7 protein-coding genes and 2 pseudogenes are annotated in these 16,170 nt (G+C 71.5%); 3 read left to right on the top strand and 6 right to left on the bottom strand.

Going from position 1 to position 16,170, the window contains the following annotated elements; translation table 11 throughout:
• Window positions 1-426 precede the first annotated feature (426 nt).
• Window positions 427-4,455 (top strand): type VII secretion protein EccCa, encoded by a 4,029-nt coding sequence (eccCa, locus tag ACN20J_RS49385; RefSeq protein WP_419668725.1) that lies wholly within the window; start codon window positions 427-429, stop codon window positions 4,453-4,455.
• A 203-nt stretch (window positions 4,456-4,658) separates the two neighbouring features.
• On the opposite strand, the gene ACN20J_RS49380 is transcribed toward eccCa, so the two are convergent.
• The 4 genes from ACN20J_RS49380 to ACN20J_RS49365 all read right to left on the bottom strand — a co-directional run bounded on the left by ACN20J_RS49380 (window position 4,659) and on the right by ACN20J_RS49365 (window position 11,521).
• A complete protein-coding gene (locus tag ACN20J_RS49380) occupies window positions 4,659-5,909 on the bottom strand; it encodes a S8 family serine peptidase (RefSeq protein ID WP_361998756.1) in 1,251 nt (416 codons plus the stop codon).
• Window positions 5,906-9,223, bottom strand: coding sequence for a right-handed parallel beta-helix repeat-containing protein (locus ACN20J_RS49375; protein ID WP_419668724.1), 3,318 nt, complete (start codon window positions 9,221-9,223; stop codon window positions 5,906-5,908). Before ACN20J_RS49375 ends, ACN20J_RS49380 begins: the two co-directional genes overlap by 4 nt.
• 145 nt (window positions 9,224-9,368) lie before the next feature.
• A complete protein-coding gene (locus ACN20J_RS49370; protein ID WP_419668723.1) occupies window positions 9,369-10,655 on the bottom strand; it encodes a ricin-type beta-trefoil lectin domain protein in 1,287 nt (428 codons plus the stop codon).
• Window positions 10,652-11,521 carry a type VII secretion system-associated protein gene (locus ACN20J_RS49365; protein WP_419669096.1) on the bottom strand — a complete coding sequence of 290 codons (870 nt, stop codon included), beginning with the start codon at window positions 11,519-11,521 and terminating at the stop codon, window positions 10,652-10,654. Before ACN20J_RS49365 ends, ACN20J_RS49370 begins: the two co-directional genes overlap by 4 nt.
• 544 nt (window positions 11,522-12,065) lie before the next feature.
• Here ACN20J_RS49365 and ACN20J_RS49360 point away from each other — a divergent pair.
• The gene (locus ACN20J_RS49360) at window positions 12,066-13,289 is read left to right on the top strand and encodes a mannose-binding protein (RefSeq protein WP_419668722.1); all 1,224 of its coding nucleotides are present in this window, start codon (window positions 12,066-12,068) and stop codon (window positions 13,287-13,289) included.
• Here the strand turns inward: ACN20J_RS49360 and ACN20J_RS49355 are convergent.
• Window positions 13,273-13,521, bottom strand: a pseudogene (locus ACN20J_RS49355) (cytoplasmic protein); the annotation flags it as partial. The gene ACN20J_RS49360 and the pseudogene ACN20J_RS49355 overlap by 17 nt on opposite strands.
• Window positions 13,522-14,860: 1,339 nt before the next feature.
• Between ACN20J_RS49355 and ACN20J_RS49350 the strand changes: the two are divergent.
• Window positions 14,861-15,544, top strand: coding sequence for an MOSC domain-containing protein (locus ACN20J_RS49350; protein ID WP_419668721.1), 684 nt, complete (start codon window positions 14,861-14,863; stop codon window positions 15,542-15,544).
• A gap of 495 nt (window positions 15,545-16,039) precedes the next feature.
• On the opposite strand, the pseudogene ACN20J_RS49345 reads toward ACN20J_RS49350, so the two are convergent.
• Window positions 16,040-16,159, bottom strand: a pseudogene (locus ACN20J_RS49345) (IS630 family transposase); the annotation flags it as partial.
• Window positions 16,160-16,170 lie beyond the last annotated feature (11 nt).

Raw genomic sequence — 16,170 nt, 5'->3', positions numbered from 1 at the left:
AGGAGTACTTCTTCCCCGGGAGCGGGGATGTGCGAAGAGTACGGAAGGCTCGCGCGTGGTCGGGAACGGGGGTTGCCCGACAGGGGAATTGTGTCCGTGCGACCGGCAACCGCCCCTCCCGCGTGGACAGGTCGCGTTCCGTGAATGCAGACTACTGCCTACGCCCGCCGGATCGTGCTGCGGACCGGGCTCATTGTCCGGAATGGAGTTGTCCATCACGGGAGTTGACCGTCACCCGATATCCGCTCGAAACATGCACCCGGCGTTCGCCGCCTCGTACGGGCCCGGAGAATCGGCTCGGTGCGGTCTTTCCCCGCTGCCGGGTGCGCCCGTATTCGGCGTGGGCCGGAAAGCCAGTAAAACCGGAGGTTCTGTTCCTTGAGTGTGGTGCTGTTTCGCCGGCCGGCCCGCAGACGCGGACCGGAGATGCCCGAGGGCCAATTGACCCTTCAGGAGCCGCCGGTCCTCGCCGAGACCGTGCCCGACACATCGGCGATATGGACTTATTTGCCGATGGCCCTGATGTCGGTGTCGATGATGCTGATGTTCCTGCGCCCCGGCGGCGGGAACGGCATCTTCATGTATCTGGCGATGGGCGTCATGGCGCTCTCCGCCGGTGCCATGCTGCTGGGCCAGCTGATGCGCCGCTCCAGCGAGCGGAAGCAGCGCCTGAAGGGCGAACGCCGCGACTACCTCCGCTACCTGGCCCAGATCCGCAAGCGGGTCCGGTCCACCATCACGGAGCAGCAGCGGGCGCTCGCCTGGCGTCACCCCGATCCTGCCTCCCTGCGCTCGCTGGCCCGTACCTCGCGGTTGTGGGAACGGCGCCCGACCGACGAGGACTTCGGCGAGGCCCGGCTCGCGGTCGGTGAGCAGCAGCTCGCGCTCACCCTGGAGCCGGTCTCCACCCGGCCGGTGGAGGACCTCGAACCGCTCTGCGCGCACGCCCTGCGCCGTTTCATCCGCGCCTACTCCACCGTTCCGGAGCAGCCGCTCGGCCTTTACCTGCGCTCGTCGGCCCGGGTGCTGCTGCGCCCGGAGGAGAGCGCCGGCCAGGCGTCCGCCGAGCCGGGCGTCCCGCCGAACGGCGAGCCGGGCGAGGGCGGCGTCGCGGCCGAGGGCCCCGGCCCCGAAGCCGTACGCGCCCTCGTGCGTGCCGCGCTCGCCCAGCTCGCGGTGTTCCACGCGCCCGAGGAGCTGTGGCTCGCGGTGTGTGTCAGCGACGACCGGCGGTCCGACTGGGAGTGGGTCAAGTGGCTGCCGCACGCCCTGCACCCGCACGAGGAGGACGGCGCCGGCCAGGTCCGCCGGATCACCGCGGAACTCACCGAGCTGGACGACCTGCTCGGCGCCGAGTTCGCCGAACGGCCCGGCTTCGACCCCGACGCCCGCCCCGGCCGTGACGAGCCTTACACCGTCGTCGTACTGGACGGCGTCAACGTCCCCGAGGGGCACCGCTGGGAGGGACACGGCTACCGCAACGCCGTGGTCCTCGACGTCTCCGGGGCGCTGCGCTGGCGCCCCGGCCGCAACACCCTGCGGCTGACCGTCGGCCCCGACCGGGTGAGCCTGGTGCGTACCGACCGCAGCCGCAAGGAGCGCTCCGTCGCGCTCGGCCGCCCGGACAGGCTGGGCCCGCTCGGCGCGGAATCGCTGGCCCGGCTGCTGACCGCCCGCCGGATCAGCCTCGGCACCGACATCTCGCAGCCACTGGAGACCGACGTCGAGCTGACCACGCTGCTCGGCATCCCCGACCTGCACCGGCACGACCCGCAGGCCCTGTTCGACAAGCACACCGGCGCCGCCCGCCTGCGGGTGCCGGTCGCGGTCGGCGTGGACGGGCGCCCGGTGGAACTCGACATCAAGGAGTCCGCGCAAGGCGGAATGGGCCCGCACGGCATGCTCATCGGCGCCACCGGCTCCGGCAAGAGCGAGCTGCTGCGCACCCTGGTCCTCGGCCTCGCCCTGACCAACTCCTCCGAGACCCTGAACTTCGTCCTCGTCGACTTCAAGGGCGGCGCCACCTTCCTCGGTCTCGAGGAACTCCCGCACACCTCCGCGGTCATCACCAACCTCGCCGACGAGGTCGCCCTGGTGGAGCGCATGCAGGACGCCCTGCACGGCGAACTGATGCGCCGCCAGGAACTGCTGCGCTCCGCGGGCAACTACACCTCCGCCCTGGAGTACGAACGGGCCCGCGCCGCCGGGACGGACCTCGCGCCGCTGCCCAGCCTGTTCGTGGTGGTCGACGAGTTCAGTGAACTCCTGTCCACGCACCGGGAGTTCATGGACCTGTTCGTGATGATCGGCCGCCTCGGACGTTCACTCGGAGTTCATCTGCTGCTCGCCTCGCAGCGGTTGGACGAGGGCCGTATGCACCAGCTGGAGAGCCATCTCTCGTACCGCATCGGTCTGCGCACCTTCTCCGCCATGGAGAGCCGCGGTGTGCTCGGTGTGCCGGACGCCTACCAGCTTCCGGCACAGCCCGGCAACGGCTACCTGAAGTCCGGTGTGGAGGCCCTGACCCGGTTCCGTGCCGCCTACTCGTCCGGCACCTACCGGCGGCGCACTGGCGCGGTGGTCCAGGCCCGGGTGGCCAGTCAGGTGGTGCCATGGACCAGCGGCTGGGTGGTGCCCCGCACCCTGGAGGCCGCGCCCGAACCGGAACCGGAGAAGGAGGAGAGCGAGGAGGACGAGGAGACCCTGCTCGCCGTGGCCCTCGACCGGCTGCGCGACTCGGGCCCCGCCGCCCACCAGGTGTGGCTGCCGCCGCTGGACGAGCCCTCCCCGCTGGACGCCCTGCTGCCCGGTATCGCGCCCGACCCCGAGCGCGGACTCACCGCCAAGGCCTGGCTGGGCACCGGCAAGCTCCGGGTGCCGGTAGGCCTGGTCGACAAGCCCTTCGAGCAGCGGCGCGACCCGCTGATCGTGGACCTCTCCGGCGCCGGCGGACATGTCGCCATCGCGGGTGGTTCACAGAGCGGCAAGTCCACCCTGATGCGCACCCTGATCGGTGCCCTCGCCCTCACCCACACGCCCGCCGAGATCCAGTTCTACTGCCTCGACTTCGGTGGCGGTGGTCTCTCGCAGCTCGCCGGCCTGCCCCATGTGGGCGGTGTCGCGGCGCGGTTGAACCCGGAACGGGTGTACCGGGCCGTCGCCGAGGTGATGACGCTGCTCGCCCGGCGCGAGCAGTTCTTCGTGGACCACATCATCGACTCGATGCAGTCCTACCGCCGCCGCCGGGCCGCCGGGGAGTTCCCCGACGAGCTGTTCGGCGACGTGTTCATGGTGGTCGACGGCTGGTCGACGGTCCGCCAGGACTACGACGACCTGATCGCGAAGTTCAACGAACTGGCCGCCCGCGGCCTCAACTACGGCATCCACCTGCTCATCACCACTACCCGCTGGGTGGAGCTGTCCGCGCAGGTCCGCGACCAGGCGGCCACCCGCCTCGAACTGCGCATGGGTGACCCGATGGACTCCGAGATCGACACCCGCAAGGCCCGCTCGGTGCCGCGCAGCGGTGGCCGGGGCATCACCTCCGACAGCAAGATGCACTTCCTGGCCGGGCTGCCCCGCCTCGACGGCAGCGGCTCCCTGGAAGACCTCGGCGACGGCGTCGGCCACCTGGTCACGGAGATCGCCCGGCACTGGCCAGGCGCGCCCGCCCCGCAGGTCCGGATGCTGCCGCACCGGCTCCCGCTGTCCGAACTCCCGGCGCCCGAGTCCACCGAGGGCGACGGTATGCGCCTGCCGCTCGGTATCGACCAGGACGCCTTGGAGCCGGTCTGGCACGACTTCAGCCGCACCCCGCACCTGGTCGTGGTCGGCGACACCGAGAGCGGCAAGACCAACCTGCTGCGCCGCATCACGGAGGGCATCACCACCCGGTACTCCCCCACCGAGGCGAAGATCATCGTCGTGGACTACCGGCGCACCCTGGTGGACACCATCCCGGACGAGTACCGCATCGGGCATGTGATCTCGCTGGACAACCTCAAGGAGACCATCGAGGGCGCGGCCCGGGCGATGAAGACCCGGGTCCCGGGTGCCGACATCGCCCCCGGCCGGATGCGCAAGTGCGACTGGTGGACCGGCCCGCGCCTGTTCATCCTGATCGACGACTACGACATGGTCTCCGGCAACTCCTTCCAGAGCCCGATGGAGCCGCTCTTCGAGTACCTGACCCTCGGCTTCGAGATGGGTCTGCACCTGGTCGTCGCCCGCAGCGCGATGGGCGCCGGCCGCGGCCTCAGCGACGCCCTCATCCGGCGTCTCGACGAGGCCAACAACCCGGCGGTCCTGCTGTCCTGCCCGCCCACGGAAGGCCGCCTCTTCGGCAACGCGAAGCCGCGCAACCTGCCGCCCGGCCGGGCCCTGCACATCGCCCGCCGCCGCGAGCGGCTGATGCAGACGGCGCTGGTGGACGAGCTCCCGCCCCAGCCGGACTGAGACCGAACGCCACACAAGTGAAGCGGGGCCATCTGTTCAGGTGGCCCCGCTTCTCACGTGCACACGCACACCCTCAGAAACGCGCCGAACACCACAGTCGCACGCTCTGTCTGTTCTTGGAGCCGCGAGGAACGGCACATCTTTCGCCTTGACGGGGCGCAGGCAACTGCGCGACCGCGCCGTAGCCCACGCCGCCGCTCAGTTCAGTCCTCTTCCGCCACAGGCGTGGCCGAGGCACCCGCCCCCGCCGGCTTCCACCCCCGCGCCCGCGCCTTCGGAAGAGCGAAGGCCCCCCACAGCACGGCAAGCACACCCCCCGTGCCGAGAAGCACGACCAGGGTGGCCCGATCGGTCGCCCGATCCGCCGCGGCCGTGTCCCGGACGGCCACGGGATCGGCGGCACGCTCGGCGCCCGCCGATCCCCCCGAGCCACCGAGAACCGTGGTGACGGCGGCATAGGGATCGAGTTGAGGAATGTCGGCGGGATAGGCCGTGGCGGTCAGCCGACGGGCGATCTCGTCGCCCGAGTCGTCGGGCCGGGCGGCACGCACCGCGGCGGCCGCCCCGGCGGCGTAGGCGGTGGCCACCGAGGCGCCGGCCCCGAGGTAGTGGCCGTCGCCGCGCGGCCCGCCGGAGACCACGCCGGCGCCGGGTGCCACCAGGTCGACGCCGGCGGTTCGCAGCGCGTCGTCCGGGCGGACACCGCCGGGAAGCATGTCGGCGACCGACAGCACGCCGGGTTCACCGGCCGGCCAGTAGAGCCGCGCCGGAATCTCGTCGGTGCCGCTCCGGGGCGGGTCAGGGGTGGCCGCGGCGACCACCACGGCCCCCTTCCGGCGGGCTTCGGCGACCGCACGGGTCAGCTGCGCGTCGCGGCGCGGCAGGGCGACCGCAACCGCAATCACCTCGGCCCCGGCCTCGGTCGCCTCGCGCAGTGCCGCGACGACCAGGTCGGCGTTCGCCTGTCCCCGCTGGTCGGTGCCGCGCAGGGCCAGGATCTTCGCACCGGGGGCGGCGCCGGTCAGGCGTGCGCCGCTTCCGTCGCTCCCTGCGATGAGCCCGGCGAGGAAGGTGCCGTGCCCGACGCAGTCGTCACCGGCCGCGCCCTGGGCGGTGACCCGGCCGTCGAGTCCGGCGGCACCGGTCTCCACTCCGGTGTCGATCAGGGCGACGGTCACCCCCGCACCGACGCTGTACCCGTGCAGCCGGTCCAGGTCGAGGCGCTGTCGCGACCAGTCCTGCTTCTTGGCCTTCTCACGGGAGGCCGGGGTGCAGGCGGCGTCCGCGTCGAGCGCGGAGGGCATGCCGGGCAGTTCCTGGCCCTTCTTGCCGTCGGCCGTCGGCACCTGGGACAGCGGTACGGCCTGGGCCGGGACGGCGGCGGGCAGCAGCAGGGCGGCGACGCAGCCGACACCGGACAGCAGGCGGGCCGTCCCGCGGGCGGACGCCTTCATCGGGGAGCCGCCTTCGGCGTCGCCGCGGCCACGTCCGCGGGGAGGAGGATGCGCAGGTCGTCCAGGGTGGGAGCGGCCAGCGAACTGAGCCGTCCCGCCTGGCGGGTGACCATCGACTCGACCACCTGGCGGGCCAGGCGGGCGTTGCCGAACGAGCGGTCCCGGGGCAGCGAGTCGAAGTACTCCCTGAGCAGCGGGCCGGTGCCGGCGCCGCATTCGTACCCCATGTTCGCGGCCTGTGCGCGCACGATGGTGACCAGTTCCTCGGAGGAGTAGTCGGCGAAGCCGATCCGGCGCGGGAAGCGCGAGGACAGACCGGGGTTGGAGGCGAGGAAGCGCTCCATCTCGTCGGTGTAGCCGGCGACGATGACGACGACCTCGTCGCGGTGGTCCTCCATCAGCTTCAGCAGGGTGTCCACGGCCTCCTGGCCGAAGTCGGCGCCGCCGCCCTTCGGGGTGAGGGTGTAGGCCTCGTCGATGAACAGCACACCGCCGCGGGCCTTCTCGAAGACCTCGCGGGTCAGCTGGGCGGTGTGGCCGATGTAGCGGCCCACCAGATCGGCGCGAGCGGCCTCGATGAGCTGCCCCCGGTCGAGGACTCCGAGCTGCGTCAGGATCTCCCCGTACAGGCGCGCGACGGTGGTCTTGCCGGTACCGGGTGGGCCGGTGAAGACCAGGTGGTTGCTGAGTGAGGGCACCGGCAGTCCGGCGGCAGCCCGGTGGCGGGCCGTGGTGATGAGGTTGACCAGGTCGCCGACCTGGCGCTTCACCTCGGCCAGGCCGATCATGTCACCGAGGCGGGTCAGCGGGTCGTCGGCCGGTGCGACGGCGTCGCCGGCCTTCGCGGCGGCCGTGGCCGAGACGTCCTCCGGCAGCAGCAACCGCAGGTCGTGCTCGCTGACCTGCTGCTGGGAGGCGAGCCGGACCGCCTGTCTGTCCACCATCTCCTCGAAAACCCCGCGCGCGGCACGGCCGTTGCCGAATCCGGCGTCCCTCGGCATCGCCTCGAAGTGCGCGCCCAGCGCCGCCTCGGTGCCCTCACCCAGCTCGTACTGGTGCTGGGCGCACATGTTCTCCATGATCGCGACCAGCTCGGGCACCGAGTAGTTCTCGAACTCGACGGTCCGCGAGAAGCGGGAGGCCAGACCCGGGTTGGAGCTGAGGAAGGAGTCCATCTCGCGGGAGTAGCCGGCCGCGACCACCACCACGTCGTCGCGGTGGTCCTCCATCAGCTTCAGCAGGGTGTCCACCGCCTCGCGGCCGAAGTCCGCGCCGCCGTTGTTGCTGTCCGAGGTCAGGGTGTACGCCTCGTCGATGAACAGCACGCCGCCGAGTGCCCGTTGGAAGGTCTCGGTGGTCTTGATGGCGGTACCGCCGACGACCTGGGCGACCAGGTCCGCACGGGAGACCTCCACCAGGTGTCCGCTGCGCAGCGAACCCAGCTCGGCCAGGATCGACCCGTACAGGCGGGCGACGGTGGTCTTACCGGTACCGGGCGGGCCGGCGAAGATCAGGTGCCGGCTCATCGGCGGGGCCGACATGCCGAGTTGTTCGCGGCGCTGGGCGAGTTGGGTCAGGTTGACCAGCGTACGCACCTGCTGCTTGACGTTCTCCAGGCCGATCAGCGCGTTCAGGGCGCCGAGCGGGCCCTCCGGACGGTCCGCCGGGGGCGCGTCCGCGGCGCCTGAGCCGGCCGGGTCGGTGTTCTCGGCGCTGCCGGAGCCCCAGGCGTCCCGCTTGCCGTTGCCAGTGCTGTTGAGGCCTTCCACGGCCAGCCGCTCGCCGGGCGCGGTCTGCACCAGGCCGCCGCCCTCGTTCTCCCGGGCGAGGCAGTTCACCACTGAGACCGGCGCGGTGGACTCCACCCGGAAGCCGTCCTGGGCACCGCCGGAGACCTCACAGCCGCTGAGGGAGGCGATCGCGCCCTCGCGGAGCAGGAAACCGTGGCCCTTGGCGGCGTGCACCGAGGTGCGGTTGGCGGTCAGTTCGCCGCCCGCGGCGACGACCACGCCCTCCTCGCCGGATATCTCGACACGGAAGTCGCGGACGGTGACGTTGCCGCCGTCCTCCACGACCAGGCCGTGGGTGGCCGCGTCGGAGGCCCCGCCGCCTGCCAGGTAGAGGGTGCTGCCGGAGGACACCCGCACGCCCGAGCCCTTGGGCCGGACGATCTCGCAGTCCTCGGCGCGGCCACGGGCGTCCTTGCTCGCCACGATGCCGTCGCCGCCGGGCTCCACCAGCCGGGCCCGGCGCAGCAGCGGGTTGGCGCCGCCGCGCACCGCGATCGCGGGCGCGCCGCCGATCACCTCGATGCGGTCGAGCTCCGGCGCCGAATCCTCCTCGAGGAGCAGCCCGGTCTGGTCGCAGTCGCGCACGGTCAGACCGGTCAGGGCCGGGGAGGCCGCCCCGGCGACGCGCAGCGCGGCGCCCTGCGCGCCGTCGATCCAGCAGTCCTCGAAGGTGCCGCGCGCCCGGTCGGTGACCAGCACGCCGTGCCCGCGGGTGCGCGAGACGCGGCAGCGGCGCAGTACCGGGTCGGTGCCCTTGGCCAGGACGATCCCGTTGCCCGACGAGCCGGTGACGCGGACGTCCTCCAGCGTCGTACGGCCCCCGCTGCTGAGGTGCACACCGGTGCTCGTGTCGTGCACAACGGTGCGGATCACCGAGATGCTGCTGTTCTCCTCCAGGGCGATGGAGGGCTTGTCGGTGGAGGAGATGTCGCAGTCCTCGACGGTGCCGCGGGACTCGCCGTTGGCGAGCAGGCCGTTGCCGCGGGCGTCGCGCACCGTGCAGCCGCGCATCCGTGCCTCGCCCTGTTCTGCGAGGACCAGGCCGCTGGTGCCCAGGTGCTCGAAGGTGCAGGTCTCCACGGTGGTGGGCGTGGTCGAGGTGACCACGATGCCGGCGCCCTGGGAGTTGCTCACTCGGCAGTCGCGCAGCGCGAGTGAGCCGGTGCCGCCGGCCAGCAGCGCGGTCCAGGCGGAGCCGACGATCTCGCAGCCGTCGAGCGCGGCCTGGCCGCGCCGTACGTCCACCGCCGGCTGCTCGGCGTCACCGCCGCGCAGGGTCAGTTCGGAGATCATCACGGCGTCGGCGCGCAGCGCGAGCACGCTGCCCGTGCGCGGCCGGATCTCGACCGTGCCCCGCCCTTCGGCGGCGGTGAGGGTGACCCTGGTGTTGACCACCAGGTTCTCCGCGTACGTCCCGGGCCGGACGCTGATGAGGGCGCCGGTGCGGGCAGCCGCGAGTGCCTCACCGATCGTCCGGTAGCGGTCCCGGTCCCCCGGACCGACCGTCAGTACCTGGCGCGACACGCACCAACCTCCTTGCCACGGGGGCTTCATCAACGGGCGCCCCCTCACCGGGGGCGCGTGCCGGCGAGCCGACGGTTGCATCATGCCTCGCCCGGCGGGCGGGCGGGTGCCCGGGAGGGATGCTCCCGGCCTGCGGGGCGTCCTGTCAGACGCTCCACTTCTGGTTGTCGGTGCCCGCGCAGCTCCACAGCTGCAGCCAGGCACCGCTGTCCCGGTTGTTGTCCTTGATGTCGACGCACTTGCCGACGACGGTGTTCACCAGGTCGTGGCTGGAGTTCAGGACGAACTTCTGGGCATCGTTGCCACTGCACCTGGCGATCTGGATCGGGGCGCCATTGTTGTAGTTCGCGTTCGCCACGTCCAGGCAGAGGCCTTTGATACGCATGGTGCCGTCGGAGGCGAACTGCCATTTCTGCGCGGCTCCGTTGTTGCAGTCCCACACGAACAGCTTCTTGCCGTCGCCGAAATCACCGCCCGGTACGTCGATGCACCGGCCCGAGAGGTGGCTGCGCAGGGAGACCGGTGCGCTGAGGGTCACTCCCGAACCGGCCTGCGCGGGCTCGCCCTTGTCGCCGCCCGAGGTCTTCCCGCCGTCCTGCTTCTTCGGCTCGTCCTTCTGCCCAGCGCTCTTCTTCGGCTCGTCCTCGCCCTTCTTCCCGCCCTTGTCCTCGCCGCTCTTCGCGGGAGCGGAAGTGGCGGCGTCCTGGGCGGACTTGCCCTTCTCGACGGGCTTCTTCCCGCCGTCGTCCGAGGAACCGGTGTCGGGCGAGGTCACCGCGAAGTCGCCGGGCACGTCCTGCGCGCTGCCGCCCAGCACGGTGTCCCCCGACGCCGGCCCCTTGGGGTCCTTGTCGTCGTTCCCGCCGAGCATCAGCAGCGGCACCGACACGAGCAGCGCTCCCGCGACGGCGGCTCCGGCGAGCACCGCCTTGCCCGGCCGTCCCACCGGCCCGGTCCGCTGCTGCGGCCGGTCGATCGCGGTCGCGGTCATGGTCCGTACGAGCGCGGGCAGCCGACTCTGCGCCACCGCGGCGGCGCCGGGGTCACCCTCGGCCTCGGACCGGCCTGCGAGGGCTTCCCCACCTTGGGTTCCGGCTCCGCCCCCGCCCCGTACGGCAGCCTTCTCGCCCTCGCCCTCGGACTCAGCCGCGGCCTCGTTCTCGGCTTCGGCGGCTCGCGTACGCGCCGCGGTTGCTGTCTTCGCCGCCGCGGGTGCGGACTCGGGCTCGGGGCTGCCGGTCTTCGCTCCGGACTCGGTTACGGCTCCGGCCTCGGCCGTCGCCGACTCGGGCGCGGGAGTGGGTGTTGAGGTGGGCTCGGCGACGGTGGCGGCGGCTGCCGTCTCCTCGCTGCCCGAACCGGAGCCGGAACCAGAACCCGGCTCGGACTCGGCACCCGGGGAGGCGGGGTCCTGCTGGGCCGAGCGTGTCACTGGGTTCTCCCTGCGATGTGGGGGCGGGATTCAGGGGAGTTGTCCGTGCGGGGCGCGGCCTCGGGGCCGGTGGGGTCCGCCGCATCGGAAGGAGCGCTGGTGCCCTCCGCCGTCGTGGCGGTCGGGGTGTCCGCCGAAGGCGCCTTGTCATCGTCAAGTTCCCGTTCGGGACCGAGAAGACTGTCCGCCGGTACGAGCAAGGGTGCCGCGGCTCCGGCGTTGACCATCAGCAGCGTGCCCGAACCGCTCAGCGATCGGGCCAGCGCCCGCGCCGGAAGCGTGCCATGGCGAAGTACCGGGGACATGAACTCGTGTGCGGCGGAGGTGAACAACAGCACCACGGGCGCCCCGTCCTGCCCGGTCGCCGTGAGCGGCCCGCCGTTCGGCGCGCGCACCACAGTGACCTCGGCCTCGGCGAGCGCCTCGATTGCCTCATCCACCGATCCGTAGCCGGTGGCAGCCCGCTGGGCGGCCGCGTCCACCGGGTCGGTGGGCTCCGGCCAGCCGAGGACCTGGGCCGAGGGCCGGTAGGCCGGGTTGGCGCGGTAGTCCCCCACGCCCCCGATCTCGTCCGACTGCCATTCGCCGAGCACCGCCCACTCCGGCGGGGTCCGCTCGTCGGTCCACTCCGGGTCGACGACGCCGATCCAGTGCCCCGGGGCGCGGCGGGCGGCGGCCCGTACGGCCTCGGGTATCTCAGGTGTGTCGGTCGTCCCGGAGGTGCCGACGGCCTCGGTGCCGTCCGTCGCGTCGGTGGTGTCGCGGGCGTCCGTGGCAGGTGACTCGGGGGCGGTGATCGGGTCGGAGCCGTCGGGCACCGCGGACAAGGCGCCATGCCTGCCCTCTTGCCGTTCTCCGGGCCGCATCTTCACCTGAACTCTTCGGTCCGTACGAATTCTTCCGTGCCGCGCACCAGGGGCACACGCCGACGTTGATCAGATCGGGAAGGCAACAGAATGCCACACGCGCCCCACGCGTGGGGGCTCGGGGCGGATCCGTATCGGCCTCCAGCGTGCCCGTTTGCTGCCCGAATGAAGAACTTTCCGGGACCAGTGAGGCGTGGCCGGACAAAGTGGTGGGGTGGTTGGGACTACGGGTGCTGCTGTAGCCGTTGTGACGGGCTAAGTTGGGCATGCCATCGGACCCATCGACGTGCAAGCGCCTTCCGCCCGAACGTCCAAGCCAGCGCCGTACGGGATGACTTCGCGGTCCGGAGGGCATCGGATCGGTCTGCGGTCGCCACCGCGCGGCGGGTTACGCGGTACCCGGCGACCAGGACCGGCCGAACCGGCCCGCCTCGATGCGGCACTTGACCCAACGCCCGCCGAGCCGCTCGACGTTGGACCGGGCCACCACCGTGCGGGCCCCGCGCCCACCACCGTCAGCTCCGGCACTGAGGAGGAGTACCGCATGTCCCCCCAACACCCCACCTCCGGCGCGAACTTGAACGCGAACGAAGAAGCGGAGGCGGCCGGCGGCGAGGCGAAGTCCGAGTCCCCCGCCGCCTCCTCGGCGCCGGACGAACCCACGTCCCCCACACCGGACGAGCAGGCGCCGAGCCCGACGGCGGCCTCCGGGACGAAGTCCGCCGCGTCGCCCTCGGCCTCTGAGGCGAACACCGCTGCCTTAGCCGCGGCCTCCGAGACCAAGTCCGCCGCTCCGGCCGCGACCGCCGAGGCGAAGAGCGGGAACGGCACGCCGGCCGCGGCTCCCGAGGCCGGGGCCCGGGCCGAGGGCCCCGCGTCCGCCACGGCCCCCGATGCGCAGACTCGGGCCGCCGGCAGCGCCACGCCCACCGCGGCTCCGGAAGCGGCCTCCGGCGGTACCCCGCCCGGTGAGGCCCCCGCCAGCCCGCCCCCGGCGGCCGCTGCGGGCGCCGACGAGGCGCCCGAGGAGGGTGTCGCCGTCGCGGCGGCCTTCGGAGCGGCACCGCCGGACGTCAAGGCCAACACCAGCGTCGACACGGGACGCCCCCGCAAGCCGGTCCTGGCGGGCGCCGCGATCGCCGGCGCCCTCCTGATCGCGATACCGCTACTGCTGGCCGGCAGCGCCCAGGACGACGGGCCCCCCGACAACAAGGGGCTGGCGGCAGAGGACTCGGACACGGTCCTCAACGCCAGCTCGGCCCCCGCCATCCTCGACGACTACGTGGCCGAAAAGCCCAGTTCACCTGCGCGCAAGGAAAAGCCGAAGGCCCAGGCCCCGGCTGTCACCCCCAAGGCCGTCGCACCCGTGCCATCGGCAAAGACGAGCAGCCCGGCAGCCAAGAAGCCGAAGACCACCCCGAAGCCCAAGGCGGACCCGAAGCCGAACTGGGACACCAAGACCGTCTACGCGACCAGCGTCCTGCAAGCCGGCCAGTCCTGGAGCACCAACCGCATCCGCCTGGTCATGCAGTCCGACGGCAACCTCGTCGTCTACAACGAGAAGAACAAGCCGATCTGGGCGTCGATGACCTTCGGCCCGAACCACCGGGCGATCTTCCAGGACGACGGCAACCTCGTCGTCCACAACGGCGACGACCGCCCGATCTGGGCCTCCCGGAGCCACGGCCACGCGAACGCGCAGCTGGTCCTGCGGGCCGACGCCAAGGTGGTCATCCTGCACAACGGCGGAGTCATCTGGTCCACCTGACCCGGTCGGAGGCCGCCCAGACGTGCGGCAGGTCATCCGTGACGTCCAGAAAGAACGGCGTGTAGACCTCCGGCGCCGACCGGTGACTGCGGTGGAAGGCGGCCTCCCCCAGCCAGGGCGGGAGCTCGCCCTCACCGGCGAGCTCCTCCTGGACACGTACGGCCGCGCCCGGCCGGTGCGCGCCGAAGTCGGTGACGAGCGTGGCGGCGCAGGTGTTGGCGCGCCCCTCCGCCACCGACGAACACCAGTTGGTGCTTTGCGCCGGCGCCTACGGCCCGCTTCCGTTGCCGGGAGGCGAGCCTGGCCTGATGGCGCTCATGCCACAACGGGCCGATCTCAGCGACGAGTTCAGCGATCACATCGGCCGTCAGGCCCGTGATCCGACGATTGCTGATGATCACTGCACGAGTTGCGTTCCCCACCACACAACCATGATCAACGATCAAGAGCTCGACATCTCACCGCCAACCATGCGCGAGCTCGTAAAGGGTGTTGCACAAGGCCGTGTTCGGGTAGGTCAGGGCCCGTGGAGGCAGTCCTCTGGGCATGACACGAGGGCGAGAACCGAGACAACGTCGATGTAGCAGAGCAGGAACAGTGCCCCTGCGCCGAGCCTCATCATCGGCCATCCCCCCATTGGTCACCGCTCTTTCGCTTATGGCATGCCCGGCCCGTTACGGTCCGACACCGCGAGGGGGCGCCCTACCCTGCCCAGCATTGCGCTGACCTTGCGGGATCACCCATTACCCAGTGCCATGATCCCGCCTCCTCGGCATTGGCGAGCCTTCTTGATCTTCCACGGGCCGCCGAGCTCTAGGCCGGTCCAACATCGATGGCAAACGGTCCAGCATCACTGCCACCGGACTGACGTTCCCCGAGATGCGTAGTGTGTTGACAGGGTGTCAGGTGAGACCCATGCGAGGAACATCGACCATGTGCTGCCCCCAGGAAGTACTCATTGGAGTTGCGCGAGCGTGCGGTGCGGATGCACCGCAGCTCCGGCCCGAAGCCGCAGATCAAGAAGCTCGCTGTTCGATCTCGGCGTGCGTCCGGAGGCCCTGCGCGGCTGGATCCGCCAAGCCGAGGCGGACGCCGGTGGACGGCCGACTGATCACCGCGGACCAGCTGGCGGAGCTCTCGGCGACCGCTTTCGTGGGAACCGACCAGGTCTTCGGCAACCCCGCGCGGCTGGCCCTGGGCTACCCGTTCGGTCGCGTCGGCGCCCCAGCAGACGAGGCACCGACCGCATTTGGCCCTGATGTTGTTCAGCGGCCCCACCATGTCGGCTTCAGTCGGCCCCGAGTCGTGAAGATCGGCCCCGCCGCGGACGGCTTGACCTGGCCCCCCATCCGCGACGCGTTGCTCGGCGGCGGGGTCAACTGGAACCGGTCCGTACCGCTGCCTTCACAGGTGCTGCCGCCGCAAGAGAGGCCACGACGGGGCCGCTGGCAGACGTCACAGCCAGGTGGCGGTGGAACGACGGCATGACCTTCAGTACGGTGATCGTCGCTGTGCTTGTCTGGGCAGCCGTCGACTGCGGTCGCGGACCGCTGGGGTGAAGGGGGCCATGGATGCGGGTCGACCAACTGTGGCGGTATCCGGTGAAGTCGGTGGGTGGTGAGCGACTGACCGCGGCCACGGTCGGTGTGCTCGGAATCGAGGGTGACCGGGGCATCGCCATCCACGACGAGCGGGAAGAGGTCACCTGGGCCGGTGCTGTTCCGGCGCTCATGCGATTGCGGGCGGTCGCCCTCGGGCCGGGCGTGGCCGAGCTGGTCCTGCCGGACGGCCGGCGGTTCCGCTCCGACGCACCTGACGCCGCCAGTCGGCTCAGTGCGGCTGTACAGGCCAAGGTCACGCTGGTCGCGCACCAGCCGGACCGGCCTGACGCCGCGCTCCATGTGCTGACGACGACGGCGCTGCGCAGCCTCGGCTCGACGCTGCCGGACAGTGCGATAGACGCCAGCCGGTTCCGGCCCAACCTGGTGCTCGACGACGTGCCCGGCGACCACGCGACCGGGTACCCCGAGCACGATTGGATCGGCCGCCGGATGGCCATCGGCACGCTGCGGTTGCGCTTCACCGAGGCGTGCGACCGCTGCCCGATGATCACCAAGGAGACTCCTACTGTCCCGCATGACCGCGCCGTGCTGCGCTGGGTCGCCCGCGAGCTCGGCAACGCCCTCGGCGTGTACGCGGCGGTCGAGAAACCCGGCCATGTCCATATCGGGGACAAGGCCCGCTGGCTCGACTGAATGCCATCAACTGTGACTGACCACTCCAGTGCCGTCTGGCAACTGGAGTGCTCAGTAGGCAGATGGTTGGCTGTGACGTCTACCAGCGGTCCCATCGTGGTCTTACGGCGGTACCACCTGTAAAGGCAGCGGTACGGACCGGTTCCAGTTGACCCCGCCGCCGAGCAACGCGTCGCGGATGGGGGGCCAGGTCAAGCCGTCCGCGGCGGGGCCGATCTTCACGACTCGGGGCCGACTGAAGCCGACATGGTGGGGCCGCTGAACAACACCAGGGCCAGACCACATTCCGCTGGCCCGGCGCAGGGGGCAGCTACGCCTACGCCAACCCCGCCACAGGGACCTCGTTCGCGGTCACCAAGAACCGTCTCACCCTCGGCTTCGCCACCGCACAACGCCTCTCGGACATCGTGACCCTCGAGCTCGGCTCGCCCGCCTGATGCTGGCGCTGTGATCGGATAGGTTCGCCGGGCCGGGCCAAGCCGTGGTCTTGATAGAGCGTCCACCCCAGCGGATGCCCTTCTCGCTGCGGATGCGGGCGCGTTCCTCGCGTTCGGCTGCCAGGACGTCGTGGTGGCGGACGTTGGCGCTGCGCCGACGCAGGTGGGCGTGCAGAGCCGCGACTGGCC

The organism is Streptomyces sp. 2-1 (assembly GCF_048564895.1).
In the GTDB taxonomy this organism is placed as follows: domain Bacteria; phylum Actinomycetota; class Actinomycetes; order Streptomycetales; family Streptomycetaceae; genus Streptomyces; species Streptomyces phaeochromogenes.
The sequence above is the reverse complement of the archived record's forward strand: the minus strand, read 5'-3'. Positions and strand labels throughout refer to the sequence as shown.

Bases quoted from the DNA above. Each gene is read 5' to 3' on its own strand.
- eccCa (WP_419668725.1), top strand. From the start codon at position 427: ATGCCCGAGGGCCAATTGACCCTTCAGGAGCCGCCGGTCCTCGCCGAG.
- ACN20J_RS49380 (WP_361998756.1), bottom strand. From the start codon at position 5,909: ATGAAGGCGTCCGCCCGCGGGACGGCCCGCCTGCTGTCCGGTGTCGGC.
- ACN20J_RS49365 (WP_419669096.1), bottom strand. From the start codon at position 11,521: ATGCGGCCCGGAGAACGGCAAGAGGGCAGGCATGGCGCCTTGTCCGCG.
- ACN20J_RS49360 (WP_419668722.1), top strand. From the start codon at position 12,066: ATGTCCCCCCAACACCCCACCTCCGGCGCGAACTTGAACGCGAACGAA.
- ACN20J_RS49350 (WP_419668721.1), top strand. From the start codon at position 14,861: ATGCGGGTCGACCAACTGTGGCGGTATCCGGTGAAGTCGGTGGGTGGT.